This window comes from Paenibacillus sp. 01T422 (assembly GCF_056398785.1).
In genome coordinates this window covers 1-26,074 of record NZ_JBFTQB010000005.1, presented here as the reverse complement: position 1 = coordinate 26,074, position 26,074 = coordinate 1, and the positions used below count along the sequence as shown (strand labels likewise).

The following is a 26,074-nucleotide window of genomic DNA, read 5'->3' as shown; positions in this document are numbered from 1 at the left end:
TAAAAAAGCTTTCCAGGCACTAATGTGCCCGGAAAGCTTATTCATCGATGACTCTTTTTAAACGGTATTCTTTCGGTGTCGTACCAAACTTCTTCTTAAAAAGCTTGAAAAAGTAACTTTCATTACTATAACCGACCATTTCCATAATGCGATTAATGCTGTAACCGCTAGTCTCTAGCAATATTAACGACTTCTGCAAACGAACATCATTAATGTATTCGCTGATCGATTTCGATTCATATAACCTAAATAGTTTACTCACATTTGCTGATGATAGTTTCAGAGCAGCTGAAATGCTTTGAAGGCTCAAATTCAAATCTTCGAATTGTTCTTCGATCATTTCTTTAATCGTATCAATCAATATTTGGTTGGACTGTACTTTGACATCTTGGGAGCGTTGTTTCTGAATGTCTTGAAAGATCTCCAGAAAAAGGCCATGTATCGGTTCCAAATTTTCCTGCTTCAGTACGTACTGAAAATGCCATTTAAAGTCCAGAATAATTTGTCTAACGGCATGGCTATTCATTTCCCTTACCGTATTGTTGACTACAGCCAATAAATGCAAGATCGAGTACATCATATTGTTAAAATGCATTAATCTTATCTGTTGAAACAATAGATCCAATTGCTCTTTAAAATCATTCCCTTGTCCGGATTTTATCGATTCGGCAAATTTCTTCTCAGCTTCAAAAGGGAACTGAAAGGCAATATTTTCTTTATTATTTTGCACACGTACCGGTGTGATAATACTGCCCTTTCCCAAGATCATACGATACAAGGCATTCTCCATAACAAGACCATATTGCTGCGAGATCTGTCGGAATTGATCTATCGCGTCACCGATTGAAACGGTAAGTGAAATTCCGTAAAACTGAAAAAGAGTAACTTGAAGCTCTTTCATAATTTTAGTCAACTGAAATAAACCTTCGTTTTTATGATCCTGCTGAGTACCAATGAGTAAGACAAAATGATCATTCCTCATAGGTACAATTTCACAGTTTAAGCTCTTGGAAACATGCTCCTTGGCAATGTTACTAATCGCGAACTTGTAAAGTCTCTTTTCGGAATCAGTTGTCTTCGATTCAAATTCATGAAAATCGTCAATTAGCAATGCACATACATGCAATGGCTGGCTGAGATCAATTTCCCAATTGACTTGCTGAATTTCGTCTTGTATGGGCATACTTGCATCCGAAATAAGTCTCCGTAAAGCGAACGTTTTGAGGGCATCTTTGGTGATATGTTCTTCCTTTTCGTGTTCAACTAATTTATGCATAGCTTCCTGATATTGCGATGATATGAAATTCAATTCATCCAGATCTGACCGCGTTTCTAATTCTTTGCGACGGTCCCCTGACATTTGCTCCAACATATTATTAATCGGATCATACAGTTTAAACGCGATAATAAATGAACCCACTACCGATAGAATTAAAAACCCTATGATGATCACCAAAGAAATAGTTTGCATGTTGCCTAGCTTTCCGAGAACGACATCATAAGGCATTATGCTGGCAATAATCCACTGGCTTTTGCTCGATGTTGTGAAGCTTATGATTGATTTATCTTTTCCAGTACCATAAACAAAATAGTCTTGTACTACACCGGCATTAATCCTGTCGTGAATCACCTTCCCGAACCCATCGGAGGAAGTGAAACCGCTTTGATGCTGAGTCAATACCGGATTTCCATCCATATCCATAATTAGAATATTACTTCTTATCTCTGCCGTAATTTTATTCATATTATCTATATTATCAAACAGCCAAGAAGGCTTCGTTGTAACAGTCAACTTGCTTCCTGCCACGTTTTCATAGAGAAACATCGAGAGTACGGGCTCAGATGTTTCACCGATTGCAAGTGGGACAAATGTCAACTTCGGGATGTCTTTCTGCAATTGAATATACGTATTGATTGCACCATCCATACCGTCATCCTGACAATTGAGATTTCTTAAGGTCGAATAATAACAACCCGTTTTGGCATTGTAGAGCGTAATACTTTGCAAAAACGATGAATTTGCAACCGTCTTCTCAAGTCTGTTTAATTTTTGCACAAGCTCGCCTTTATCCATGACAGCGACGTTAGATAAATAGATAACGTCTGAATCAAAGTATGTGGAGACTGTAATATTTTTCATAGTTTCATACATGTAGTCTATATTATATTTGATTTGCGAAAGTACCTTTAAATCCGCTTGCTGCTGCATTTGGAGCATGCTCTTGTTCGAATTGTAATAAAGAAGCGTTGAACTGACAGTTAAAAACACGACCATCAATAAAGTGATAGAAAGGAGCAGCTTCAATAAATATTTTCTTGTTTTATACATTTGGAAAAATTTCATATTGAGCCCCTTTACCTATTTTTATCTGAGTCCATTTCTCTKAGGTTTGAGCCAATATCCTCATTTTGGGCAATGACATAATCATACTTTGGTAGGGTGAATCCCGCAAGGACTTCTGCACACCCCTTCCACATTTTGGCTGAAATGATCAAGAAAGCAGACCTGTGCGGGTTACACAGATCTGCATGGATGAAAAAGCATTAGTTGGTTTATTGCAGAATTGCTTTGGCTACAATAGCAAGGTCTACTATGTCAATTTTGCCATCATGATTGACATCTGCTTTCTCATTCCAACCAGCCTGACCTTGTAGTTTGCCATATGAAGCCGCAACCTGCGCCAAGTCTCCGATCGAAACCCCTGGTTGATTATTGACATCCGCTGATATTCTCTTGCTATTAAACACTTGAACTGCCGCTTCCAACACGGCTTTAGCATTATCTACCTGCAACTGGGAAGCATTCGAATCGTTCACAACCTCTTTGGCCACATCGATTGCCAACTGCAATTGCGCTTTGGAGCCAATCACATACTGGCCATCGTCACTACCTTCCACTGCAGCATCGTGCTTAGCCTGAGCGCTTGTGATCGACACATTCAATTGAGACTTATCTACAGGGGTGGTAGGTATGCTGATTTGTATTTCACGGGAGGCTCCGCCAACCTGTAGTTCATTCCCTTGTCTGTTAGCAATAACAACATGTCTTACAGAGATTGTCGTGTTTGTTGCCTGAGTCACTGATGTGGCTATGAAGTTGATGGCGAGCAAATCTCCTTGGGCAGGTACGTTCGTGCCCAAGCTGGCGGCCACAATCCGGAATTGCCCCGGCGCCGTCTCTTTTTTATCGATGACTTGGAAACCTGCCTTCAGCGATGTAATCGAATCAAACTGCAAACTTTCAGGGTCATACTCAAGTTCAAAAACTTGAGCGTACACTTGCTGGTATACACTTTGTGTAACTCCACTCAATCCCATCGTCAAAATGAAGTTTTCCCCCGAGTTCACATTCTGTGAACCTGTTAACACTGTTTTCGGCGTCGACTTATTCACTGTAACCGTACAGTTTGCCGTGTATCCGCCTTCTACTGTGGTGGCTGTAATGGTTGCTGTTCCTTCAACATTGGCTGTGACGACTCCATTCGAATCTACGGATGCTATCGCATCGTTGCTAGAATTCCATGTAACATTCTTGTTTGCTGCACCATCAGGCGTTACCGTAGCTGTGATAGCTCCAGTCCCTCCTGCTTCTAGTTCCATATTAGTCTTGCTTAACGCTACACCCTTAACCGCTAGTCTTAGATTCTCCATTTTAATATCATCAAAATAGCCAATTCCAGCTGCTCCCCAGAAGTCTCCCATAGCTATTTTATTAAATGATTTGGAATCCGCTGTTGCGACTTTCTGGCCATCAATAGACAAATCAACATGATCCCCGGATGTATAATCCCAGGTAAACTTATGCCAGCCTTTTGTTCGATCGACACCCGAGGAAGTAAACGTACCGTCTATACGTGTCTGATACTTTGTTGAGCCGCTACTAGCCGTTTTAGTTGTATCAATACCGAGAGCTATCCACTTCCCGCCTTCAACACTTACCAACTGTTTCGTAGTCCCAGACAGATTGTCATAATACCAAACGGATACTAAACCATTGTAGTCGCTTGAAAATGTTTTGGAAATAACATCCGTACTTTCATCCATACCTGCTGAATCGTTTGTAGGTGCAGTCAAATGGAAATCCCCAATATTTGTATCAAGGCTCGTACGGTATTCATCCAGCTTTAACCCCATTTTATCAAAAGGAATCTTGGGGAAGTCAGGCATTTGCTGATAAATAATGGAACTATCCTTTAGTGCAAAATTCCTGTTTGCCTTATCTACAAAACCTGCATCCTGGCTAGCTGTCAATTTTAAATTATTGCCGATTGTCCCATATGTTTTTGCGCTGCCTGCAATACTCCCCTCTACTGTATTATAGAGTACATTATCTTTCACAACATTTCCCTTAGGTATCTTAGGTCCATCCTCCCAAATATTCACAAGTTGAGGGTATTTACTCGCCCACGGCTCCTGTTTATATGGAACACTTATGAGATTTTTATAAGCTGTCCCATTTGGTGCTTCAGCATGGTAAGCAGCCCAACCTTCTCCACGATTATCAAGGTTAATAAAATTTCCGCTGTCGATGATTACGTTGTATTTAACCGTATTATCACGGCCGCCGCCTATCAATAATGCGCTATTTGAAATATTATAAAACACATTTCCTGTTATCTCCGAACTGCTCATTAAATCATCAAGATAAACAGCATACGAACCAATACCACCTAAATTTGTTATATCATGGATATAATTATTTTTGATCACATTACCTCGGAAGCTCCAATCACGTAAGGAGTAAATGACCCCAGCATCGCTGGTTTCCTGGCACACACGATAGATTTCATTCAATTCAATAACATTGTCGTTACCTTTAAATTGAATAGCCATGTGAGGCGCATCATGGATCAAATTATTGGTTGCTCTGTTTCCGACACCGTTTAAGGAAATAGCTGGTGTATAGGTTCTTAGAATGCGTGCATATCGATAGATATGATTATTTTCCGCATAGTTTCCTCCAGGGGTAAGTGTTGTTCTATTACCTCCGAGTATGTAGATGCCGCCCTGTCCGGTATCGTAAATATCACAGCTGATAACCGCGTTATTGCTACCTCCCGTGTAACCGCTGTTAAATTTAACATTGCCCGGGTCATTAGCCAAGGCCTCCTCGTCGCCTATCATGACAGCCTTTTGACCGAGACGTCTGAAAGTACTATGCACGATCCGATTGTTGGAGCTATCAATCATCTTTATACCATGTCCGCGAGAAACTTCAAAGGTAATATCCATAAAGTTTGTAAAATTTGTCATTTTCATATCAACTAGCGGAGTTTCAAGAACTGAAAGTTGTATCTCGCTACCACTTAAGTCCTTTTCAGGATATAAATAGAGAATGCCGCTAGTTCTATCTAGATACCATTCACCTGGCATATCAATTTCACTCAGCATATTAAAGGCATAGTATCTCTGACCGCTAATTACACCATAGAAACTAGGTTGTGATGCCTCAATTGTTTTATTTACTGTGTCAATAGATTTAATCTTTAAATTGTCATCCGCCCAGTCCCATCTCCAATATCCAAAGAGCCAAGGATCACTTTCCTGCGCCCAGTTGTCGGTATGGGAATCGGTATATTTAAAAATTGGTGCTTGTTGGCTCATCCACTGATCCGCTGGAACATAGTTAGGATTGCTCGGGTCTCCCGCCGGCATATCCGGCATATGATCACGTGGAATAAATCCTTGCCGAACTACCGTTCCTGTAGTTAGAAATCCTGAATTCGGGTAGCGCGCCAATGTCATGGAGTTACCATTGACGAATAGCTCAGGTGCTGGCGCCGTTTTCGGCCAACCATATCCAGCCTTGGTCAGTTGACCAAATTCTGTTATGCCCTGTGTCTTTAAATCAATCTGTTCTACTTTATCTCTAGCTTCTTGCGGAATCCTGCCCAAGATTGCTTGGTCTGTTACAGGTGCAAAAGCCGCTTTATCTATATTGTATCCACCCATTATAGAAACCTTTTCATTTCCATATGCTCTATAGGTTACTGGAGAACTTGATGTACCTGAATCCTGTTCTGTTAACTCAAAAGATGCCGTACGATTATAGACACCATCTCTAAGGTAAACGGTAACTCCCCCATCAGGTAAACCGGAGTTACTCTTTAGCTCACGGATAGCATCTCTTGCTCTTTCCAAAGTTGCAAAAGGTGCATTCAATGTTCCGTTATTTGTGTCATTACCGTTTTTTGCTACATAGAATGCCTTGGCACTAGCTTCCTCAGCATGTACTTTGGATAAGAACCCCATATCTGTAAGTGGACTATATACTAGAGTAAAGGCTAATATCGTACTAGCTATTCTTCTTAATACCTTCATGCAAACACCCCTGTCTTTTAAAATGGTATTTTATGAATTGCTTCAGCATCTGTTAAGCGCTTCCATGATTCTGGCCAATCGCTTTGCCTCCTTTCTATATCTTATATGTTTACAATTACATAAAAGGATGCACCAACGAAACTGTAAAAATCAAAAATTGCTGTACATTGACACTGTACAACTAGAGAAATAGAGTAAAACGATTAGTTCAGTAAAAAAACCTTCAAAGTGCTCCTATGTTTAGGCGGCAGCTCAAAGGTCTCATTTTTCATTCAAGCAATTATGCTTCCAAACTCAAAAAAGCCCTTGGTTTCAAGGACTTTCCTCAGTGGCCTCATTGTAATCTTTGTATCAACCAATAAAATGCCAGAATAAAAATAAGGCAAGATGTTGAGATCAACATTTTACGATACCAAGGGAATCTTCGCAGCCAAATCAAGAGGGGAAGTAATAGACATAGGATCATTAGCTGTCCCGCTTCCACACCTAGATTAAACGTTAAGAGTGAGCCAATCAGATTGCTCTTGGGAAGTCCCGTTTCGGCCAAAGCTCCAGCGAAGCCCATGCCGTGAATCAGGCCAAATAAGGCTGTCAATATCCACCGCCATCTCGCCTTTTGAACAAACAGATTTTCCACTGCCACATAACAGATACTCAGGGCAATCAAGGCTTCTACCCAAGACGAGATGACTTGAATGCGGCCCGACGCCACCAAGAAAAGTGTGATGCTGTGCGCGATTGTAAATGCGGTAACAATTTTCAACGCATCCTTGAAGCGAGAAGCAATTAATACTAAGGATAACAAAAACACCAAATGATCATAGCCAGTTAATATATGTTCGATGCCAAGTACAAAGTATTTCCACAAAACGGAGCCAGTCTTGGACTCGGCAAACTCGGACTCAGGAAAGGTGACTTGAATATCTTTTTTATCAACATTTAGCATATCCTGATAGAAAAATCCCCCTGAATGGACCATAAGCACACTTGTATGCAGAGGCGTATCTTCAAACACCAGATTGTAATGAATGTTAATCTGCTCAATCGCTTCATCGGCGGATAATCTTAATTGAAACAATACGCCCTTGGTGGAATCCTTTGTTACTACATCCATCGAAAGCAAGTCCATCGTCAAAGGTTTCGAATCCACATCTATTCGAAGATCTTTTTTTATGAATGATTCGATTCCTTCTTTCTGAGAGTTCAGTTCTTCATTCTCAATATTATTATCCTTGTTGGTATCAAATCGCCCAAGCAAGTCCTGTTGATCAAGAAATAAATGATAGTTGATCTCGTTTCCTTTAACGAAAATATCCGAGTATCCCATGCTTTGGGTATGTGCTAGTGAAGTTGTAGCTTTCCCCAAAAATAATACGATAATTAAGAAGGAGAGGATTGTTTTTATATTCATAGATGCTGGACCTCTTTTAATAAATTTGGCCAATGCAGAAATCGGTGTCTAGGAGAGGAAGACTATGGATCTCCCACTCCTAGATTTTTCACCTAAATCACTTCCAAAATAATTTTATTGCATACTTGCTTTTGCAACGATTGCCAGCTCTGCAATATCAACTTTACCGTCATGATTTATATCCGCTTTTTCATTCCAGCTCTCATGACCTTGTTGTTTGACGTATGCCCCAGCAACGAAAGCCAAGTCTCCAACAGAGTGTTTACCGTCTCCATTGACATCTGTATTGATTCTCATCTTCTCAAATACTTGCATGGCCGCTACTAATGCAGCTTTCGAACTCTCGACCTGCTCCCGAGTTGCATTCGAATCCTTTGCTACCACATTGGCTGCATCGATAGTCGACTGGAATTGAGCTTTGGAGCCCGCCGAATACAGACCATCTTCATTGCCTTCCGCTGCCGCATCGTGTTTAGCCTGAGCAATCGCGACAATGCTCCGTAAAGTCGGGTCTACTGTCACATTCGCAGAAGCTGTAAAATTCCCCTCGTAAGTTACTGCCGTCACTGTCGCCTGCCCAGGGCTAATACCGATCAGCAGAGAAGCACTACTTCCTGTTGAGGTTACAGTTACTACAGCAGGATCACTACTTACCCATGAAACTTGGGTATTGTTTGCATTAGCTGGCGCAACCGTAGCCGTTAAGGTTTTGGATTCACCTTCTGTCATAACGATGTCTTGTTGATCAAGCGTCACCCCGTTAACAACAACGCGATCCACGACTTCGAATGTCTTGCGATCTACGATCGTATAACCATCATTGAGCATATAGAGCGCATCATATTTCCCTGGTGCCAACGCATTGTTTACACTAACTTTCCCATCACCAGACTTTAAATAACTCCATCTGAGCGATTCGCCGGCGCCTGGAGGAACAGCTCCGGTTCGATAGATGCCGACCCAATCCTTCCCATTTCCACCGGCACCTGTGTATGACATGGTGATGGTATCCGTTTTGAGGTACTGGAGTTTGTCCATTGTTACAGTCTGGCTGGCAGCTGCTTCAGCGACAGGAATGAAAGATGCAGCGGTCACGTGGAAAATCAACATCATGACTGCCGCAAAACAGCCGATCAAACGCAACATGTTTCGTGTTCGTTTTTTGTTCATTTGCCAATCCCCATTTCTACCATATTTTCATCTTGATCTTAGTTCAAACCTTCCAAAAGTGCTTTTACTTGAGGCTGAAGGTTCAATGCATTCAGAACGATTGTAAGAGCCTCTGCACGTGTAGCGCCGCCCTGTGGATCGAATACGCCTTGGCCTTTGCCGCTGACGATACCTGCTGCCGCAGCATCCTTAATTAGATTCGCTGCATACGGACTTGCGCTTGCTATATCCGTAAAGTTGCCTTTCGAAGCATCCTTGTCCACCTTGCTTAAATCCATGATCTGGGACAAAATGATGACCATTTCTTCGCGACTGATCGTATTGTCCGGCTTGAAGGTTCCGTCTCCATATCCAGCAATTACTCCTGCATCTGTAAGCTTCTTAATCGCGTCTTTGGCCCAATGACTGTTTATATCATTCAGTTCAACCACATGATTAGCGCTGCTGGTAACACCGAATATACGAGAAATGATCGTTGCAAACTCGGCGCGTGTGATTTTATCGTTTGGATGGAACGTTCCATCCTGATACCCAACAATAGCCTGCAGTTTCACAAACGTACCTACAATCTTTTCCGCCCAGTGTCCTTTCATGTCAGCCAGTTCGATCTTAACATTAGATTTCTTGGCTTCCTCTACCTTGGACTCGATAGCATGAAGTAAGTTCGTTACATTCAAAATGCTGCTATTGAATACATCACCTGTAGGTTTCGTAGGTTCAGGCGTTGGTGTTGGATCTGGTGTTGGTGTTGGATCTGGTGTCGGCGTTGGATCCGGCGTCGGAGTAGGATCTGGCGATGGGTCTGGCGTTGAAGATGACTCATCACTCTGTGTGCTTGCACTCACCTGAGCACTCCACTCGCTGACACCTGCCGAATTTTTGGCCCTCACCTTATACGTATGGGTAGTGCTTGCTGCAAGACCCGTATGTGCGAACGGACTTGAAAGATCTGTTCGAATACCTTCATCCACCATCAAGTCATATCCCGATGCGTCTACTGAATGGGTCCATGTTACGTTTATCTGTGACGAACTTGCCGATGTGGCTGCCAAACCAGTAGGTATAGCTGGAATTTCGCCCACGTTATCGTCTTGTTCTGTCACTTTCATTTCATGGGAGGCACCATTTACCTGCAACTCATTCCCCTGTTCGTTAGCAATCACAACATGATCTAGTGAAATTGTCGTCTTAACGGTATCTTGAGTCACAGCTTCGGCCTTAAATTTAAATGCCAGCAAATCGCCTTGGGCAAGCACGTTCGCGCTCACGCTGGCAGCCATAATCCGGACTTGTCCCGGTGCTGTCTCCTTATGATCAATGACTTGAAACCCGTCTTTCCGTGATGTAATGGAATCGAGCTGTAGAATCGTCGGATCATAGTGAAGCGTCAAATCCTGGGCATACAACGTCTGATATACGCTTTGCGTAACATTTGTCAGACCCATGGTTACATCAAAGATTTGGTCTCGGTTCACTTGCTGTAAACCTGTCAAAGTCGCTTGAGGCATCTTCGACACTGATAGCACGCTCACGCTGATACTTGTTGTCAATGCCACTTGATTCGGATTTGCTATACCCTCTGGCAGGGCAACAGTTCCGTTTACAGTAAAGGTCTGTGCCGTCTTCTGGGATACATCATAGGTTGTAGCATCCACATCCCATGTTACTTGTGCCTGCATATTTCCTTCCTCGGTAACCAATTCCACCGTGGTAGGCAATCCAAGAGCTTCTGCCGATTTGGCTGTTCCATTAAGAACTTCTGTGATTGCTGCTGGTGCTGTTATATTTACGAGCGTCTTATCCGGCGCAAACAACTTGAACCAGTTCAGGTTAAACCCGTCTCCAATTGTCAGAAGTCTAATTGTATGCTTACCGGCCGTCAGTGCAATTTTTTCCTTTTCGGAGACTGTTTTCCAATTTGTCCAGCCACCCGTGTACGGTAATTCAGTCGTCTTTTGCGCAACTCCGTCTACGATAAAACTGATAATTGATCTATTTGTGTAATTGGCAGCCACCCTGTATTGCAGGGTATATGTTCCTGTTGACGGAATATCGATGTTGGTGTATTCCATCCATGAGCCTACACCAATATATCCGACATGCTCTCCACCACCAATGTCACTGGTATTTTCATTCTGTACATTGTTCGATGAAGTATAGTTTGCCGCCTTAACAAAAACTGCCGCCGGTCCAAGTACAGTTACACGGATGCTCGTTGTCAAAGCTACGTTGTCTGGATTTTCCATCCCTGATGGCAAGGTAACAGCTCCAGCTATTGTAAAGGTTTGTGCCGTCTTGATAGCCGGGTCATAGCTCGACGCGCCAACATTCCAAGTCACGTTGGCATCCATAGCTCCATCATTGGTATCCAATTTCACAGTTTGCGGCAATCCAAGAGCTACCGCTGTCTTCGCTGTGCCGTTGTCCACTCCGGCAATTGCTGCCGGTGTTGTGATGCTGTTTAATTTAACACCGGTAGTTGTTATGTCAATTTCCTGCGACGAACGGTTATACATGGAATCCGCTGCGAAAACCCTGAGTAGATACGGCGTTTTCGGCAATRGATCCGTAAACTTATATTGTCTGTACTTATCGAAAGGTTTGTCTAGGGGCAGCGAAAGACTGTTAAATGATTTGTCCACGTCCCCAGTGAGCTTGTTGATAAGCTCCACATTATATTCCATAACGCGTACATCATCATTAGCTTGCTTCATTGTAAAAGTAACTTCGTTGCTCTTAAGAGAATCAACCTTAATCCCCTCATCAAACTGCGGAGCTATAAGTTCTCTTACATCCTTCTTGCTGTATGTAAAGGCATCTTTGCCTTCACCAACATTGACTACACGAGGTATGCTTACAAATTCATCTGTCGCCAAATTATACTGCTTGATGATAATTTTCGTGCCATAAACCTCTAAGAAATTCGTGATGCGAGGTACGGTTTTATAATTGATATACGCGCCCTCTATATATCCGCCATACGGACCGTCATCAATGTAACTGGAATAGTTCGACCCACCGGAATCGAGATATGTAGCCACACCTTGATAGAGAGAACGTTCGTCGGTCGGGTCGTATTGCGTATGACCGGACATATAAAACACCTGTGAGAAATTATTGTCGGCAATATATTTACCGAAAGCATTACTTGCACCGCTGCTCCATGCCGACGACCACACGGTACCGCTTATCGGATAGTGAGACATTGCAAATATAGGTTTTGTTGGATCATAATCCGTTTCGCTTTTAATTTGGTTAAGGTAATTTGTGGCTTTTCCTACCGTTTTACTGCTGTTAATATTTGCGTCAAAACCGATCAAATTATATCCTTTAATCTTTACCCTATAAGCACTGTTATAAAAATCGTTGTCGTACGAATTCGTAGATTCGTTCCATGCGCCTGCCGTACCGACAGGGATTAAATTTTCGGTGCCGTTCATATCATGGTTGCCTTTTACGATATATAACTTCGTGGTGTCAAATAAGCCCTCAGCTTTAAGTTTGTTATAAAGTTTTGTTAGCTCACCCATCCACACATATTCATTGGCATTGTTACCGCCGGTAATGTCACCAGGCTGCACCAATACATCGGCCTGCGGGAATACTCTCAAGGCTTTTCTATAATCTTCTTCCACACGTGCGATTGTTTCGGGATTACTACTGATTTCCGGGTCGCTGCTATCCGTTATATTTAAGTCAGCGGGTGTTAATACTTTGTTGCTTTTTTGATAGATGAATATGGCGTTGCTTAGTTCACGTTCATAATAATTGATCGTTTCTTGTGTATAAAATTTTACTTTTTGCGTTGTTGCAACCGAATTTGCGATATTCAAAACCTTATTCAAATAATTAAAATCGGTTTCGCTGAAGCCGTTGCCTAGTCCTCCTGCTACGATTGCATTTGCTTCTGTTACTACGTCGTTAAGTGCTTTCATGTCTACTTTATGTCCAGCGTAACTATTATAATTCGCTTGAATGATATCACTGCTAATGACGCCTTTCCCAATCATTAGATCAGCGATATCGAATGCATTACTGCCAAGGTTGCCCAATCCATCGGAACCGATATTTAATGGGTTCGATGTATCCAATGATCCTTGCCTCAGCGCAGTTTCAGCCATTTTGTACGCATCAATATATAACGATGCGAGCATTTTTTCTCTGTCTACAACAAATGTTACGTAACGCCAATTAGAAGCATCAAACGTGTTGCGTCCAAAGGAAATGTTTTTTACTTTTGCGGTCGGGAATCCAAAATTCATGTTGACCGAATTGGCGGATGTGTAAATCGCCCAGCCTGCATTAGAACCGTTACTATAATCTTTGTTCGATAAAATGACCTGATTATTATTCGTGTCGCCCTTATACCAGAAGGATACGCTAAAACTCTCGTCACCGAATTTCAAGCTATGCGGCGTACTGACATAATTCCCATTGCCGCTTTCCAAGTGCAGCGCTTTGGTCCCGGGTAATATACCGTCTACATAACTATAATTACCATTTGCTTTCAAATCTTCTTGATTGGCATCGTCCTTCAAATTATTATCAAATTTAATCGATGCAATAGGGGGCGTGGCCGTTGCGCTGGCAGCATCCTTTTCTGCGAATGCAGTGGTCGATAACATCGCGAATATCATCGTCAATACAAGGGTACACGATAAAATTCTTTTCACTAGAGAAAACCTCCTCATTTTAAGTAATTTAAGTTGTTGTTATTGAACATTGCCGCTCATTTTCAGGCCAATGATACCGATCACGATGAGCGACATCCAAAGCATTTGATTCAGATTGATCGATTCCTTAAACAGGACAAATCCTACCAGTGTAATCAAGACAATGCCGACGCCGGACCAAATCGCATAAGCGACACCAACATTCATGTAAGACAGGGCAAAGTTAAGCAAGGTGAAACTGCAGCCGTACAATACAAACATCCATATGGACGGCCATAGATGCGTGAAGCCAGCGGACAGTTTCATAGATGTGGTGCCGGATAATTCGAACAGAATGGCAAGCATAAGCAGCGTCCATCCCCAGCCGCTTTCACCTGTCATGCCTTGATTCCTCCAAATGAAGCTCTGCGTATGAGGAGATTGTCACCTTCGCATCTTGCAGTACACATTCTCTGGCAAGTCCCGAATCCGAGCCAAGTATTCCAATTGTCACGGCAACCCCGGCCGAATTCCCCATTTGCATATCGCCGTTCGTGTCACCGATGACGGCCACATCAGCCGGCAGCAAGCCCAGCTCCTTACACGCCTTCTCGACCATATCGGGAAATGGCTTGCCTCGCTCTACCTGGTCGTTGCCGATAATTGTCTTGAAATAGGGGAGGATGCCCATCCATTCCATATGCTTTATCGCTTCAGGCGTCTCATCGGCCGTTACGATGCCGATCGAGAGGCCTAGCTCGCTGCAATGCTTCAGGAATGGAATCATGCCAGGCAAAGGAAAGGCAGGCCGAATCCGTTCCATCTCCTCGTCAGCTAGCTGCTTGCACTCCCACGCAAGCCGCATGGCTTCGCCCCAGGGAAGTCCGAGACGATAGCCCTGCCAGGCCAATATCGCAAGCAGGTCACCCATCGATCCCATCGAAAGCGGCCCATTGCGGTTATAGCCGATAATGCGGCCTGCATCGTCGTGAATCGTCCCCCACAACTCGGAGAGGGAGTCGATTTTCCCGCCAGGGAGCTTGCTCTCATAATGACGATGCATCAACTCGCTCCATTTGCCCCATAATTGAAGAAAATCTAGCAGCGTACCGTCCTTGTCGAATAAAATTCCTTTTACAGGATAGCGTATCTTGTTGATTATCAATTCCAGCATTCCGAATCTCTCCTGTACGAATATGAATACTAACTGTCTTTTTTGAGCAAAAGCCCTTCCGTTGTCTTACGCAGTTTTCCGGACAAACCCATGATTATCGTTCTAACCAGCAGATTTGCCAGAATAATTAGTGTGGACATCGCTGCTGCAGGAGCAATATCACCTGAATCCTCTAAATTAACGATAGCTACTGCCGCAGGCTTCAAGTCTGGCGCATACAGGAAGATAACCGCCGATACCGTCACCATACTGTTGATGAAAAAGTAAATGAATATTTCTAGTATCGTCGGCATCGAAAGCGGCACGGTTACCCGAAGCAGCGTCCGGTACCAAGGCACGTTCATCGATTCCGATGCGGCCTCAATTTCGCTGTCCAGCTTCTTCAGCGACGAGGTCATGGTCAAGAAGGAAACCGAATAGAAATGTACGATATTGCATAGGATGACAATCCAGATGGTACCGTAAATCCCGTTAAAGGGCTGATTCGGATTGTTGAAAAAGAACACGTAAATGAGACCCAGCACCAGACCTGGCAGAGCTAATGGCAGCATGGACAGGAAATAAGCCGCATGGCGCACAATCAGATAACCACGCGATTTCTCAATGAGATACGCGAGCATAAAGGTAGCCAGAGTGCCGATTATAGCAGTGCCTAACGAGATGAGCAGGCTGTTCGCGAACGGTCCCGCACCTTCGAATAATCCTTCATAGCGGGCGAAGGAAATGGACAGGTTATACGGCCATACTTTCACCAGGGATCCGTAAATGGCGACAAGAAAAATTCCGAGAATAATTGCCGACACTGCGGAACATAAAGCATAGAACCAAATATCTCTCCGTCTATTTGCTATGATCCGATAAGGCGTCGATTTTGCACTTAACCAACCGCTTTGTTTACGCTGGGAAATGCGATCGACAACGAAAGAAACAATGGCTGGGATAAGCAGCAGTACACCGACGGCAGCACCCATTTGCATATTTTGCTGGCCAATTACCTGCTTGTACAAATCCGTCGCGAGGACATTAAACTGCCCTCCCACGACCTTCGGAGCACCGAAATCCGTGAACGTAAGAACAAAACAAACGAACACGGTACCGATTAGCGTGAACTTCGTGCCAGGGACGGTTACTGTCCAAAACGTGCGCCATTTAGAAGCGCCGAGCGTCTCAGCCGCTTCATATAGCCGATAATCGGCACTTTTGAGTGCAACAGACAGCATCAGGTAAGCTTGCGGAAAGGTATATAGCGCTTCTGAGATAACAATACCTACCGGTCCGTAGAGCGGAATGCGGACTTCGGGCAGCAAACCGAAGAAACCGGTCGAGATAAGCCCTTGATTGCCGAACAAATAGATAAGCGACAGTCCGTGCAGCATGGAAGGTGCGAAAAGCGGCAGCAATGCAATAGACCGGAAAAACCATTTCCCCCGAATTCCGCTTCTCTCCAGCGCATAAGCAAATCCGAAGCCAAGCGTCACAGCAATACATGTCGTCATCGTCGATACTTTGATGGAATTCCATAGCGATGCAACCAAGGCAGGTGTCGAAAAATAGTGAGCGAAGTGGGCCAGTCCTACAAACTTACCTTCTTGATCAGTGACCGCCTTCATCACAAGCTCCCCGAGTGGTAGAAGGATTGCGATCAACAGCGCTATTGTCATCGTGACCATGACGATATTTTGACTCCAAGAGCCCACATTCGGCCTCATTCTTTTTAACCAGATGTCCATATTCATCGTCCTCTCACTGAGCAGCTGCTAGATCAGCTGACGATTCAAACCGAATCACATGCTTCGGAGGGAAAGAGAAGAAAATCTTCTGGTTCATCCTGATCTTTAAGGAAATCATTGATTCTGCAGGCACGTCGATGACAACGAGCTGCTGAGACGGCGTATCCTGCGTACTCTGAAGCTCTGCAACGAGGCGATAATGAGTCCCTCGATACTCAAGCTCTCGCACGATGCCTTGCTTTCCTTTATCATAATCTTCACGCACCAACTGGACATGCTCGGGACGGATCGCGAGCGCCGTGTCGCCGTGCTTATCTTTGTCCATCCCGATAAAATTGACGGCACCGATAAAATCAGCAACGAACGGCGTTCTCGGATTTTCATACACTTCATTCGGTGTACCGACCTGAATAATACGCGACTTATTCATGACCACAATACGGTCTGCCATCGTCAGCGCCTCCTCCTGATCGTGCGTCACCATAATTGTCGTCATGCCGAACTGCCGGTGCAGACGGCCAATTTCACGTCTCAGCTTGACACGAACCTTGGCATCGAGTGCGGATAACGGCTCGTCAAGCAGCAGACAGTCCGGCGAGAACGCCAGTGCCCTAGCGAGTGCGACCCGCTGCTGCTGGCCTCCCGACAATTGTGCAGGAACTTTGTGACGCTGCTCACCCAGCTCTACCAATTCGAGCAATTCCTCCACCCGATCAGCGATTTGAGCCTTGGACAAGCGTTTGCGCAATCCGTATGCAATGTTCTCACCGACCGATAAGTTAGGGAACAGCGCGTACGATTGAAACATCATGCCGAAGTTTCGTTTCCCTGCTGGCACGTTGGTAATATCTTTACTCGAAATGACCAATTTCCCGTGGTCCGCTTGTTCCAATCCTGCCAAGATACGCAGCAGTGTTGTTTTGCCACAGCCGCTTGGTCCCAAGAGACAGATGAACTCATGTTTGGCAACATCCAAATAAATGTCCTGCAGCGCAATTTGTTTTCCGTAATGCTTAGCTATGCCTTGTAGCGATAAATAACCTGGCTTCATACCTTTTGCCCCTTTGTATACGTGAGATGCCGATTGGAGAACTTACTTTTTAGGCTCCGCCTTGGATCCATATTTCTTCTCCCATTCCGTAAGGACGGTATCTCGATCACGGGCAGCTTGGTAAAGGTCGAGCTTCGCGAGCTGCGATACCGGATCTTTGCTATAGCCTTCAGGTGGTTTACCACCCTCTTGTTTGATGCTCAAGATTGCGTAATTTTTGTTGTATTCCTTCATCGGCTCGTCGCTGATCGCCCAGTCGAGGAACAATTTCGATTCCGGCTTGATGTCTTTTTTCTTCACGAGAGCATTCGCTTCCATATCCCAACCAGAGCCTTCCTTAGGGAAAATCACTTCGACCGGAGCTCCTTTTTTCTTCTCCACAATACCGCTATATCCATAAGAGATGCCGATCGGAGCTTCACCAGAAGCAGCCATCTTAGCAGGCTTGGAGCCGGAGTGCGTGTACACCATCATGTTTTCATGCAGCTTGTCCATGTAGAGCCATGATTTCTCTTTCCCGTAAAGCTGATTAAGCGCGTTCACGGTCAAGTATCCAGTGCCGGAGGAGGCCGGATGCGGCATTGCGATCAATCCTTTGTATTCCGGCTTTGCAAGATCTTCAAAAGATTGAGGAATTGCCAATTTGCGCTTTTCCATCTCCATCGTATTGACGATAATCGCTGTCTCCCAAATATCGATGCCAACCCATTTCGGTGTATCCGACTTATCTTTGAACTCTGGCAGTACCCGGTCTACACCTTTTGGCGMGTAGGGCTCCAACATTTTCTGATCATCCATGATGAGCAGGCTCGTTGCAGCCAGCCCCCAGATAACATCAGCTTGCGGGTTTTCCTTCTCAGCAATTAACTTCGCTGTCATGATTCCTGTTGAATCGCGTACAATGTTGACCTTCACATTTGGGTTCTGAGACTTGAAGGAGGTTAGATAAGTCTTGATCTGCTCCTCCTCCATCGCCGTATATACGTTGATTTCAGCTGGCTTTCCTGTCACCGCAGGCGCCTGACTTGGCTGGCCGCTGCTTGGAGCCGCTCCCTCCTGCTTTGCTGCACCGCAACCTGCAAGTAAGCCTGTAACGACTAACATAGCCGCCATTGATTTCCATTTAAAATTGATTTTCACCGTATGCTCTCCCTTTTGTCATTTTTCTTAATTCAAAATAATTTTAATTTACAGACGAAAACGCGAAATAACACCTCTTTCCATTGACTGTACAAAAAATATTGTACATTGAATTTAAGTTCGTTGTGTCAAATGACTGTTAACCGAACGTAAATATTATGTAAAAGGCGTAGAAATCTCAATTCGCGTTCGCGGCGCTATTTTTGCTATAATAGAAGAGATAAATTCAAGAAATACTGAACATACGTTTTATAAAAGGTAATGGAGAGTGAACGGGTCGTGTCCCAAAAGGAAGAAAACGCCGATAGGCGGCTGCGCATTAGAAAAAATATGATTAATGCCATGGCGGAAACAATGGACTTATACGGAGCCACTCATTCGTCGGGGCAGTTGTACGGCATTATGTTCTTTGAGAACCGGCCGATGACGCTCGACGAGATGAAATTACATATGAACATGAGCAAAAGCAACATGAGCTACGCCGTAAGAGCACTCGTTGAATCCCAGATGGTCAACAAGCTGGACGAAAAACAGGATCGAAAAGAGCTGTACGCCGCGGAAACCGATTTTTTCCGTACCTTTCAGCGCTTCTTCTCGCATAAGCTCCAGCGTGAAGTTGATGTTATGAATGGCGCTATCGATCTGGCTTTTCCTGAGTTAACTGATCTCATCCTTGAAGAGCACATTACGGATGAGGAACGGAAGCTTGCGCTTCAAGATCTGCATAAACTCCGGCATGCGAAGAAGTATTATGAATGGCTGCAGCAGTTTATCGACGCCCTGCGCCAAGGGGATTTTTTCAAAGATGGCCAAGTCTARGCAATAACAAGCGCGCGGGCCTGTTAATAGCCGACGCCCACGGATGTACAACCAGATGCATCACTGAAAAAAAGCCATTCCTAGAAATGGCTTTTTTTGCGCACTTTTTCCACAAAAGACTAACATATATGTTAGTCTTTTGTGGAATGGTTGCTATTGCTATTTAGAATTCATATATTTACGCATATCGAAAGCTACCGCAGCAACGATAATGACACCTTTAATGATTAACTGCCAGTAAGGGCTGATTCCGATAAACGTCAAACCGTAGTTGATAACGCTGAAAATCAATACCCCCGCAAGAACGCCGGGAACCGTTCCGATACCACCGGATGTCGACACGCCGCCGACTACGCAAGCTGCGATCGCATCAAGCTCGTACATGTTTCCATAGTTATTCGTTGCACCACCGGTTCTTGCTGCTTCCAGCACTCCAGCCAATCCGTACAAAGCACCTGCGATGGAGTATATGTAAATCAGGTAACGGTTAACGTTAATCCCCGAAACGACTGCGGCGTGGATGTTGCCGCCAATCGCGTACATGTATTTCCCAAGCTTCGTTTTATTGAACACAATCCAGACGAGAATCGCTACAGCGACAGCAATAATAACGATGTAAGGTAATGAATATGTGGCATCGGAACCAATAGAACCTGTTCCTAGTTTACTAAAGTCAGGTCTCAAACCGCCGATAGGCTGAGATTGATTCGGTTTCATATCGAAATATAGGGAGTTAGCGCCATATACAGCTTCCATTTATTTTAAAGTATCTTCCTAAAGAAGAAGCAAAAAACAGTCATGTCGATGTGTTAGGATTATTCCTAGTAGGAATCATTTCAGCCGCTCTGCTCCTATATATATCCGATTTCAATTGGGTTTACCTGCTCTTATTTGTTGTTGCCGTTATTTTATTCCTTGGTTATATCAGTAAAAACTCAAAAGCGTTTATTGGCATATCCTTCTTCAAAAATGTACAGTTTATCTCCTTACTTGCCGTGGCCTTTGTCATTTATTCTGTTCAGCTAGCCTATATCTTCTTATTTCCATTCTTGCTCGAAAAGATGTATGGCTTGAAGCTAGATACCATTTCATTATTAATGATTCCTGGCTTTATTGGAGCTACGATCGTCGGGGCTCTTTCCGGAAAAATTGCGAAGTATCTGGGAAGCAAACAATGCATTATACTCGCAATGTCTTGTATTGTATTAAGCTTATTACTAGGCGCGTTCTTTGGAGAAACGTCGATCGTTATATTGGTTGTCTCCATGGTGTTATTCTCTAGCTCATTTGCCTTCATGTACGCACCATTAATTGATTCTTGTATACGTACTATTGATAAAGAAAAAACAGGAACCGTAGTCGGGTTTTATAATTTGACACTTAGCGTCGCGATGTCAATCGGAATTGCCTATACAGCAGCCATGATGGACCGCTCCTCGATGCGAACAAGCTTCCTAGGAATGACAAGCAATCCTGATGCTTCCATGTTCAGTAATATCATATTCATTCTTGTACTTATCACCCTTTTGAGTTTAACTCTATACTGGGTGTTCGTAGGAAGAAAAGTGAAGAAATAGGCTGCGAATTTCGTTCATAAGTAGAATCATAAATTAGAACCCTAACATGTTTAGGGTTCTTTTTTGATTGATGTTGCGCTTAGCTTCTATTCAGAAGCCCCAATACTTTCAATGGTTACTTTAGGTGAAACATTTATCGTTGCTTCAGATAGCGCACCTCCCCAGTTATCCTCTATTTTCTTCCAATTCTTATTGTGATACGCGCGTACATAAATGCCAAACTGAAATGGGTCTACGTTATATTTTTGAGCTTTCTTGATCAAAGCCTCGCATTCTTTTTTTAGTTCATTTTCTATAGCTTGTTCCAGCTTTTTTTTCTCCTCCTCTATGCTTATTTCAAACATTCGCTCCGTCAAATCGATATGAACCTTCATCGCAATATCGATGGCAAGATGATCATCTTCGAATATCGCCTTGAACTTAGATTTTGCTTTTTTTATATTGAAACTTACAAAGGACATTTTTTCATTGGTATGGAACATTTTAGCAGGTAGGTGGAACGTTAACGGTATGTAATTTTTCGTATCTCGCTGCAATAATAGAAGCAGAGAACTTTCTTGAAGATTCAAAGAAGCCGCGTAGGTGCCGTCTTGATGTAAAAGCGCTGTGCCAGTAACCACGAGATCATTCTTCTCTGATGTGATTTCCGTTAACGCGGGCGTCATTCCTTTATCTTTCATTTGCTGATGAAATTTTTGTAGCGTCGTCTTCACGGTAACACGTCCCTCATAGGAAGAATCTACTAGTTGTTTGATTACGTTGGCGACTCGACCTTTATCGCTCATATTCGTATACATCACATCTTTTACTGTTCCATTGATCATTATGACATTCCCGTTAATTTCATTTCGGGAATCACGAAAGAGAACATCCAAATACGGATATCCATTACGTTGCTGCAGCAGTTTTTTCCCTATTAGCAAATTTTGCGATTTTCCGTATGCAAGCCTGCCGCTTGTCTTACTATCAATTAACCGTTTCGAATCGCGCAGCGAATTAGCCAATGAGGATGAGATTTTATATTTATTAGTAGCTTCTTCGTTGAAGACAGGCGTTGACGTGAACACGACCAGCTTATTGTTCTCATCAAAATCTAAGCCCTCTGTGAGAACAAACTGTTGGTTTTCTAAATAAGCGGTACTACCGCACCCCGTCATAAACAACCAAACTGCCCCTATTACCAAAACATAAACAAGCCTCTTCATTGCCTGACTTCCTTCCTAACGAAATGAAAAATCCATCCGTAGATCCAAAGGAAAATTGGGAACACATAATAAAAATATAAAGTTAACACTTCCACTATCTTGGCCATTTTAGTAATTTGAAAAGTAGTTGGGATATAAAAGAATGACACTAGGATCCATAGGGTCAGGATGATTCGCAAAAAATTCCGATGATCCTGCTTGTCTAATAATTTACTTGCTCCAAGTGCTGCCACATAGAGTACAGGAATAATTGTCATGAACGTGAAAACCAAAAACAGGGGCAAACATATAATCTCCAGCCGTTCCAAAAAAGGCAGTCGAATCAACTTCAATACGTTAAGTGTGGGATAAACGTAGTCCATGATCTCAGCTCTAGAGAATTTAACAAAGCAGACAATTACAGCCGCTATATAGATCAACATAGTTATTGAATTTGCCAAAACAATTCCCTTAGACGCGGATTTCTTGTCCTTTAGAAAAGGGTAAAAGAAGAAAGCCACTTCAAATCCGGTAAACGAATATAAGGTAGATTTTACGGATGATAGAATGGGGGAAATCCCCTCTTTGCCAATCGGTATAAGGTTCATCCATTGCGTATCCTGTAAAGTTAAGATCAACAAGAAAGGCATCCACATCGTAACAATAAAAACAAGCTCGGCAAAGTGTCCGATTCCCCTTAAGCCCTGCTTGGCAACCATATAGATAGGAATGACAAACAGGATCATTAACATGTAGTTCGGCGTACCTTGATTAATCCAAATTTTGATGATATGAACCGCTGTAAACATGATTGTACTTGTGATACATGCGTAGAGTAGTACCCATCCTATTACTAAACTGTTACCCGCCCACTTTCCGAAGTACTTAGTTAATATTTCGAATAACGTACACCCGGGATTTTTCTCCATAATTCGTATGATAACTAGGCTGAGCAGTATAGCCACAATCCAACCCAAAATAATGGATATCCATCCATCTGTACCAGCTGATTCAGCTAAATTGCGAGGAAGGGATAGAATGCCAATCCCAATTTGGTTTTCAACTATAATAAGGATGAATTGATTCAAGGAGATTTGATTCATCGAGTACTTGTTCATTCAGCAACTCCAATATTTTTGATGACAACTTTGGGGGAATAATTTACGGTTGCTTCGGAAAAAGTTTTGCCCCAGTGCTCCTCTACCTTCATCCACCCTTTGTAGTCATACGCCGATACATAAATTCCGAAACCAAAGGGATCGACTTGATTATCCTGCGCTTTCTTAATTAAAGCCTCACATTGTTTTTTCAGCTCTTGTTCAATAGCTTGTACCAGTATTCCCCCCATTTTTTCCATGTCCAAAGTAAACATACGTTCCATTAAATCGATCATAACCTTCATCTGGATATCGATTGTTAGATGGTTTCCATCGAATTTCGGCTTGAAGTCAACATGTATGTTATTAATATTGAAACTAACATAGGACATTTCATTATCTGTATGAAACATCTCTGGAGGAAGGTGTACAGTCAACGGTATGGGATTGTTCGTATCGCGCCGCAACAAGAGCAAGAGAGAGCTCTCTTGATTGTTCAAAGAAGTAGCATAGGTACCATCTTTATGTAAAAGCGTGGTTCCTGAAATAACAAGCTCATTCTTCTCTACTTTCATTTCAGGTAAGCTTGGCGTTATTCGGCTATCCATTATCTGTTGATGGAATTGCTGCAGTGTAGTTATCACGGCAATTCTGCTTCGATAAGTGCTTTCTACCAATTGTTTGATCACAACATCCAATGATCCTTTATCGCTCATATTCGTATACATAACGTCCTTCACATTTCCCTCAACCACAATCACATTTGCATTAATTTCATTTTTGGGATCGCGGTAAAAGACATCCAAATAAGGCAATATATTGGTCTGACGCAGCGAATTTTTGCTAATCAATAAGCTTTGCAATTTTCCTGTTACAATTTTCCCGTTTGTTTTCACGTCCAATTTCTTCTTAGCTTCACGTACCGTATCTACAGTCGTCGCTGTAATTCTATATTTCTCCTTCGCTTCCCCACTGAAGACAGGAGATGATGTGTACATGACCAACTTCTTTTCCTCATCAAAATCTATACCCGCAGCAATCACAAACTGTTGTGACTCGATATAGACTTCCTTACCGCACCCCGTTATGACAAATAAAGCTGCCAAAGTGATGAAAATACCGCGCCGCTTCTTCATTGAATTTGTCCCTTTCGAGCAAGTTGAAACAGCCAACCATAAATCCACAGAAATAGGGGTAATAGAAAGGCGAAATAGGTACCTAACTGCCCAAACCATACACCCAATTGAGCTACTTGCGAAGAAGATGGAGAGAACAGGAATGACATTAGGATCCAGAGACATATGATGATACGCAATACATTTCGATGATCTTGCTTACCGCATAATTGAGTTACACCTAACGCTGTTGTATAGAGGTACGGAATGACTGTTATTAAAAGTATAAGTAGATAGAAAGTAAGAAAAGTAATCTCCAACCGTTCTAAAAACGGCAATCGGATGAGCTTTAATAAGGTGAGCGTGGGATACGTATAGTCAGTGATCTCCTCCGGAGAAAATCTGATATAACAGATGACGGTAACCAATACAAGAATAACCATGGTTAACGAGTTTGCAATCACAATTCCTTTCGACGCGGATTGTTTGTCCTTGAGAAACGGATATAGAATAAAGGCCAATTCAAACCCAAGGAAAGAAAAGATCGTGGTTTTTACCGTAGACAGAATAGGCATCAAGCCATCTCTAGCGATTGGAAGAAGGAAAAGCCAGTGAAAATCCTTTAGTGTATAGAATAAAAAGAAAGGCATCCACATTGAGACTAGAAAAATTAACTCTGCGGAGACTCCTATGATCCTGACACCTTGCTTCGTGATCATATAGATAGGGACAATAAACAAGATCATCAAAATAAAATCCTGCATTTCAGGCATGACCCATAGCTTTATGATATAGATCGTTGAAAACAAGGCCACTGTTGCTGCATATGCCGTATACAGAATCCAAAGAACCGATAGACCTTTCCCCATCCATTTGCCGAAATATTTTGACAGTAGCTCAATTAACGTATTTCCGGGGTTTTTATCCATAATTCGAATGACAAATAAGCTTGCCAATATAGACAAAATCCAACCTGCTAGTATGGCAAGCCAGCCATCAGTACCAGCTGATTTAGCTAAATCACTTGGCAGGGACAAGACACCAATCCCGATTTGCGTTTCAGATATAATGAAGATGTATTGTTTCAAAGAAAGTTGATTAAACGAATAGGTATTCATGGTTGATCTTCACCTTCTCTGTTTGCACCTTGTCTGATAAGTTGAGTTGGATCGGTCGAGAGCGGGCGCTTTTTCATTTTCCACATCGGGACTCTAATCCAAACATCTTTCCAATCAGACAGTCGAATGGGAGCAATCGGACTTCCGTAGGATACGCCAAATGACTCCATTGAAATCAGGTGTGCCCCGATGATCATGAGCCCAATCAGAATGCCCACCATACCGAACAACGCGGCCATTAGCATCATAKGGAAACGGAGTAATCGCAACGAGGAGGACATGTCGAAATCAGGGATGATGAATGAAGAAATAGCCGTAATCGCAACGACAATCACCATAATATTACTTACAATCCCCGCTTGGACCGCCGCCTGACCAATGACGATACCTCCTACGACACCAATCGTTTGTCCAATTGGACCCGGAAGACGTAAACCTGCTTCCCGAAGCATCTCTAGCGATATCTCCATTAGAAATGCCTCTATAATGGGAGGGAAAGGTACCCTGGCCCTGGA

Annotated in this window: 17 protein-coding genes and 1 pseudogene; 2 read left to right on the top strand and 16 right to left on the bottom strand. The window is 43.1% G+C overall.

The features are described 5' to 3' along the window. Positions 1-37: 37 nt before the first annotated feature. From AC1DUA_RS00620 to AC1DUA_RS00575, 10 genes are all read right to left on the bottom strand, one after another. Positions 38-2,344 carry a helix-turn-helix transcriptional regulator gene (locus AC1DUA_RS00620; RefSeq protein ID WP_477497875.1) on the bottom strand — a complete coding sequence of 769 codons (2,307 nt, stop codon included), beginning with the start codon at positions 2,342-2,344 and terminating at the stop codon, positions 38-40. Between the two features lie 209 nt (positions 2,345-2,553). Next, on the bottom strand, positions 2,554-6,321 hold the full coding sequence (locus tag AC1DUA_RS00615) for an Ig-like domain-containing protein (protein ID WP_477497874.1): 3,768 nt from the start codon (positions 6,319-6,321) through the stop codon (positions 2,554-2,556). A gap of 334 nt (positions 6,322-6,655) precedes the next feature. Beyond that, the gene (locus AC1DUA_RS00610) at positions 6,656-7,732 is read right to left on the bottom strand and encodes a HupE/UreJ family protein (RefSeq protein ID WP_477497873.1); all 1,077 of its coding nucleotides are present in this window, start codon (positions 7,730-7,732) and stop codon (positions 6,656-6,658) included. Between the two features lie 114 nt (positions 7,733-7,846). After that, positions 7,847-8,902: an Ig-like domain-containing protein gene (locus tag AC1DUA_RS00605; RefSeq protein ID WP_477497872.1), complete on the bottom strand. Its 1,056-nt coding sequence runs from the start codon at positions 8,900-8,902 to the stop codon at positions 7,847-7,849. Positions 8,903-8,940: 38 nt separating this feature from the next. Next, positions 8,941-13,575, bottom strand: a complete 4,635-nt coding sequence (locus AC1DUA_RS00600) for an S-layer homology domain-containing protein (RefSeq protein WP_477497871.1) — start codon at positions 13,573-13,575, stop codon at positions 8,941-8,943. A gap of 39 nt (positions 13,576-13,614) precedes the next feature. Further along, entirely contained in the window at positions 13,615-13,956 is a 342-nt protein-coding gene (locus tag AC1DUA_RS00595) for a DMT family transporter (RefSeq protein WP_477497870.1), read from the bottom strand. Beyond that, positions 13,946-14,728 carry an HAD family hydrolase gene (locus tag AC1DUA_RS00590; protein WP_477497869.1) on the bottom strand — a complete coding sequence of 261 codons (783 nt, stop codon included), beginning with the start codon at positions 14,726-14,728 and terminating at the stop codon, positions 13,946-13,948. Before AC1DUA_RS00590 ends, AC1DUA_RS00595 begins: the two co-directional genes overlap by 11 nt. Before the next feature lie 29 nt (positions 14,729-14,757). Further along, on the bottom strand, positions 14,758-16,458 hold the full coding sequence (locus AC1DUA_RS00585; protein ID WP_477497868.1) for a putative 2-aminoethylphosphonate ABC transporter permease subunit: 1,701 nt from the start codon (positions 16,456-16,458) through the stop codon (positions 14,758-14,760). A 13-nt stretch (positions 16,459-16,471) separates the two neighbouring features. Next, positions 16,472-17,509 carry an ABC transporter ATP-binding protein gene (locus AC1DUA_RS00580; protein WP_477497867.1) on the bottom strand — a complete coding sequence of 346 codons (1,038 nt, stop codon included), beginning with the start codon at positions 17,507-17,509 and terminating at the stop codon, positions 16,472-16,474. A 42-nt stretch (positions 17,510-17,551) separates the two neighbouring features. Then, entirely contained in the window at positions 17,552-18,622 is a 1,071-nt protein-coding gene (locus tag AC1DUA_RS00575) for a putative 2-aminoethylphosphonate ABC transporter substrate-binding protein (protein WP_477497884.1), read from the bottom strand. Between the two features lie 288 nt (positions 18,623-18,910). Between AC1DUA_RS00575 and AC1DUA_RS00570 the strand changes: the two genes are divergently transcribed. Further along, positions 18,911-19,468: a GbsR/MarR family transcriptional regulator gene (locus AC1DUA_RS00570; protein WP_477497883.1), complete on the top strand. Its 558-nt coding sequence runs from the start codon at positions 18,911-18,913 to the stop codon at positions 19,466-19,468. Positions 19,469-19,627: 159 nt separating this feature from the next. Here AC1DUA_RS00570 and AC1DUA_RS00565 read toward each other — a convergent pair. Further along, positions 19,628-20,224, bottom strand: a pseudogene (locus AC1DUA_RS00565) (ABC transporter permease subunit); the annotation flags it as partial. A gap of 50 nt (positions 20,225-20,274) precedes the next feature. Here AC1DUA_RS00565 and AC1DUA_RS00560 point away from each other — a divergent pair. Continuing rightward, positions 20,275-21,045, top strand: a complete 771-nt coding sequence (locus tag AC1DUA_RS00560) for an MFS transporter (RefSeq protein ID WP_477497866.1) — start codon at positions 20,275-20,277, stop codon at positions 21,043-21,045. Between the two features lie 86 nt (positions 21,046-21,131). On the opposite strand, the gene AC1DUA_RS00555 is transcribed toward AC1DUA_RS00560, so the two are convergent. The 5 genes from AC1DUA_RS00555 to AC1DUA_RS00535 all read right to left on the bottom strand — a co-directional run. Continuing rightward, entirely contained in the window at positions 21,132-22,250 is a 1,119-nt protein-coding gene (locus tag AC1DUA_RS00555; RefSeq protein WP_477497865.1) for a Ger(x)C family spore germination protein, read from the bottom strand. Then, on the bottom strand, positions 22,247-23,347 hold the full coding sequence (locus AC1DUA_RS00550) for a GerAB/ArcD/ProY family transporter (RefSeq protein ID WP_477497864.1): 1,101 nt from the start codon (positions 23,345-23,347) through the stop codon (positions 22,247-22,249). Before AC1DUA_RS00550 ends, AC1DUA_RS00555 begins: the two co-directional genes overlap by 4 nt. Next, entirely contained in the window at positions 23,344-24,462 is a 1,119-nt protein-coding gene (locus AC1DUA_RS00545) for a Ger(x)C family spore germination protein (protein ID WP_477497863.1), read from the bottom strand. The genes AC1DUA_RS00550 and AC1DUA_RS00545 overlap by 4 nt, the downstream gene beginning before the upstream one ends. Continuing rightward, on the bottom strand, positions 24,459-25,559 hold the full coding sequence (locus tag AC1DUA_RS00540; RefSeq protein WP_477497862.1) for a GerAB/ArcD/ProY family transporter: 1,101 nt from the start codon (positions 25,557-25,559) through the stop codon (positions 24,459-24,461). The genes AC1DUA_RS00545 and AC1DUA_RS00540 overlap by 4 nt, the downstream gene beginning before the upstream one ends. Further along, positions 25,556-26,074 (bottom strand): spore germination protein (locus tag AC1DUA_RS00535; RefSeq protein ID WP_477497861.1); only part of this gene is annotated, 519 nt, incomplete at its 5' end. The genes AC1DUA_RS00540 and AC1DUA_RS00535, both read right to left, overlap by 4 nt.

Bases quoted from the DNA above. Each gene is read 5' to 3' on its own strand.
- AC1DUA_RS00605 (WP_477497872.1), bottom strand. From the start codon at position 8,902: ATGAACAAAAAACGAACACGAAACATGTTGCGTTTGATCGGCTGTTTT.
- AC1DUA_RS00590 (WP_477497869.1), bottom strand. From the start codon at position 14,728: ATGCTGGAATTGATAATCAACAAGATACGCTATCCTGTAAAAGGAATT.
- AC1DUA_RS00610 (WP_477497873.1), bottom strand. From the start codon at position 7,732: ATGAATATAAAAACAATCCTCTCCTTCTTAATTATCGTATTATTTTTG.
- AC1DUA_RS00585 (WP_477497868.1), bottom strand. From the start codon at position 16,458: ATGGACATCTGGTTAAAAAGAATGAGGCCGAATGTGGGCTCTTGGAGT.
- AC1DUA_RS00615 (WP_477497874.1), bottom strand. From the start codon at position 6,321: ATGAAGGTATTAAGAAGAATAGCTAGTACGATATTAGCCTTTACTCTA.
- AC1DUA_RS00550 (WP_477497864.1), bottom strand. From the start codon at position 23,347: ATGAACAAGTACTCGATGAATCAAATCTCCTTGAATCAATTCATCCTT.
- AC1DUA_RS00555 (WP_477497865.1), bottom strand. From the start codon at position 22,250: ATGAAGAGGCTTGTTTATGTTTTGGTAATAGGGGCAGTTTGGTTGTTT.
- AC1DUA_RS00620 (WP_477497875.1), bottom strand. From the start codon at position 2,344: ATGAAATTTTTCCAAATGTATAAAACAAGAAAATATTTATTGAAGCTG.
- AC1DUA_RS00545 (WP_477497863.1), bottom strand. From the start codon at position 24,462: ATGAAGAAGCGGCGCGGTATTTTCATCACTTTGGCAGCTTTATTTGTC.
- AC1DUA_RS00540 (WP_477497862.1), bottom strand. From the start codon at position 25,559: ATGAATACCTATTCGTTTAATCAACTTTCTTTGAAACAATACATCTTC.
- AC1DUA_RS00580 (WP_477497867.1), bottom strand. From the start codon at position 17,509: ATGAAGCCAGGTTATTTATCGCTACAAGGCATAGCTAAGCATTACGGA.
- AC1DUA_RS00595 (WP_477497870.1), bottom strand. From the start codon at position 13,956: ATGACAGGTGAAAGCGGCTGGGGATGGACGCTGCTTATGCTTGCCATT.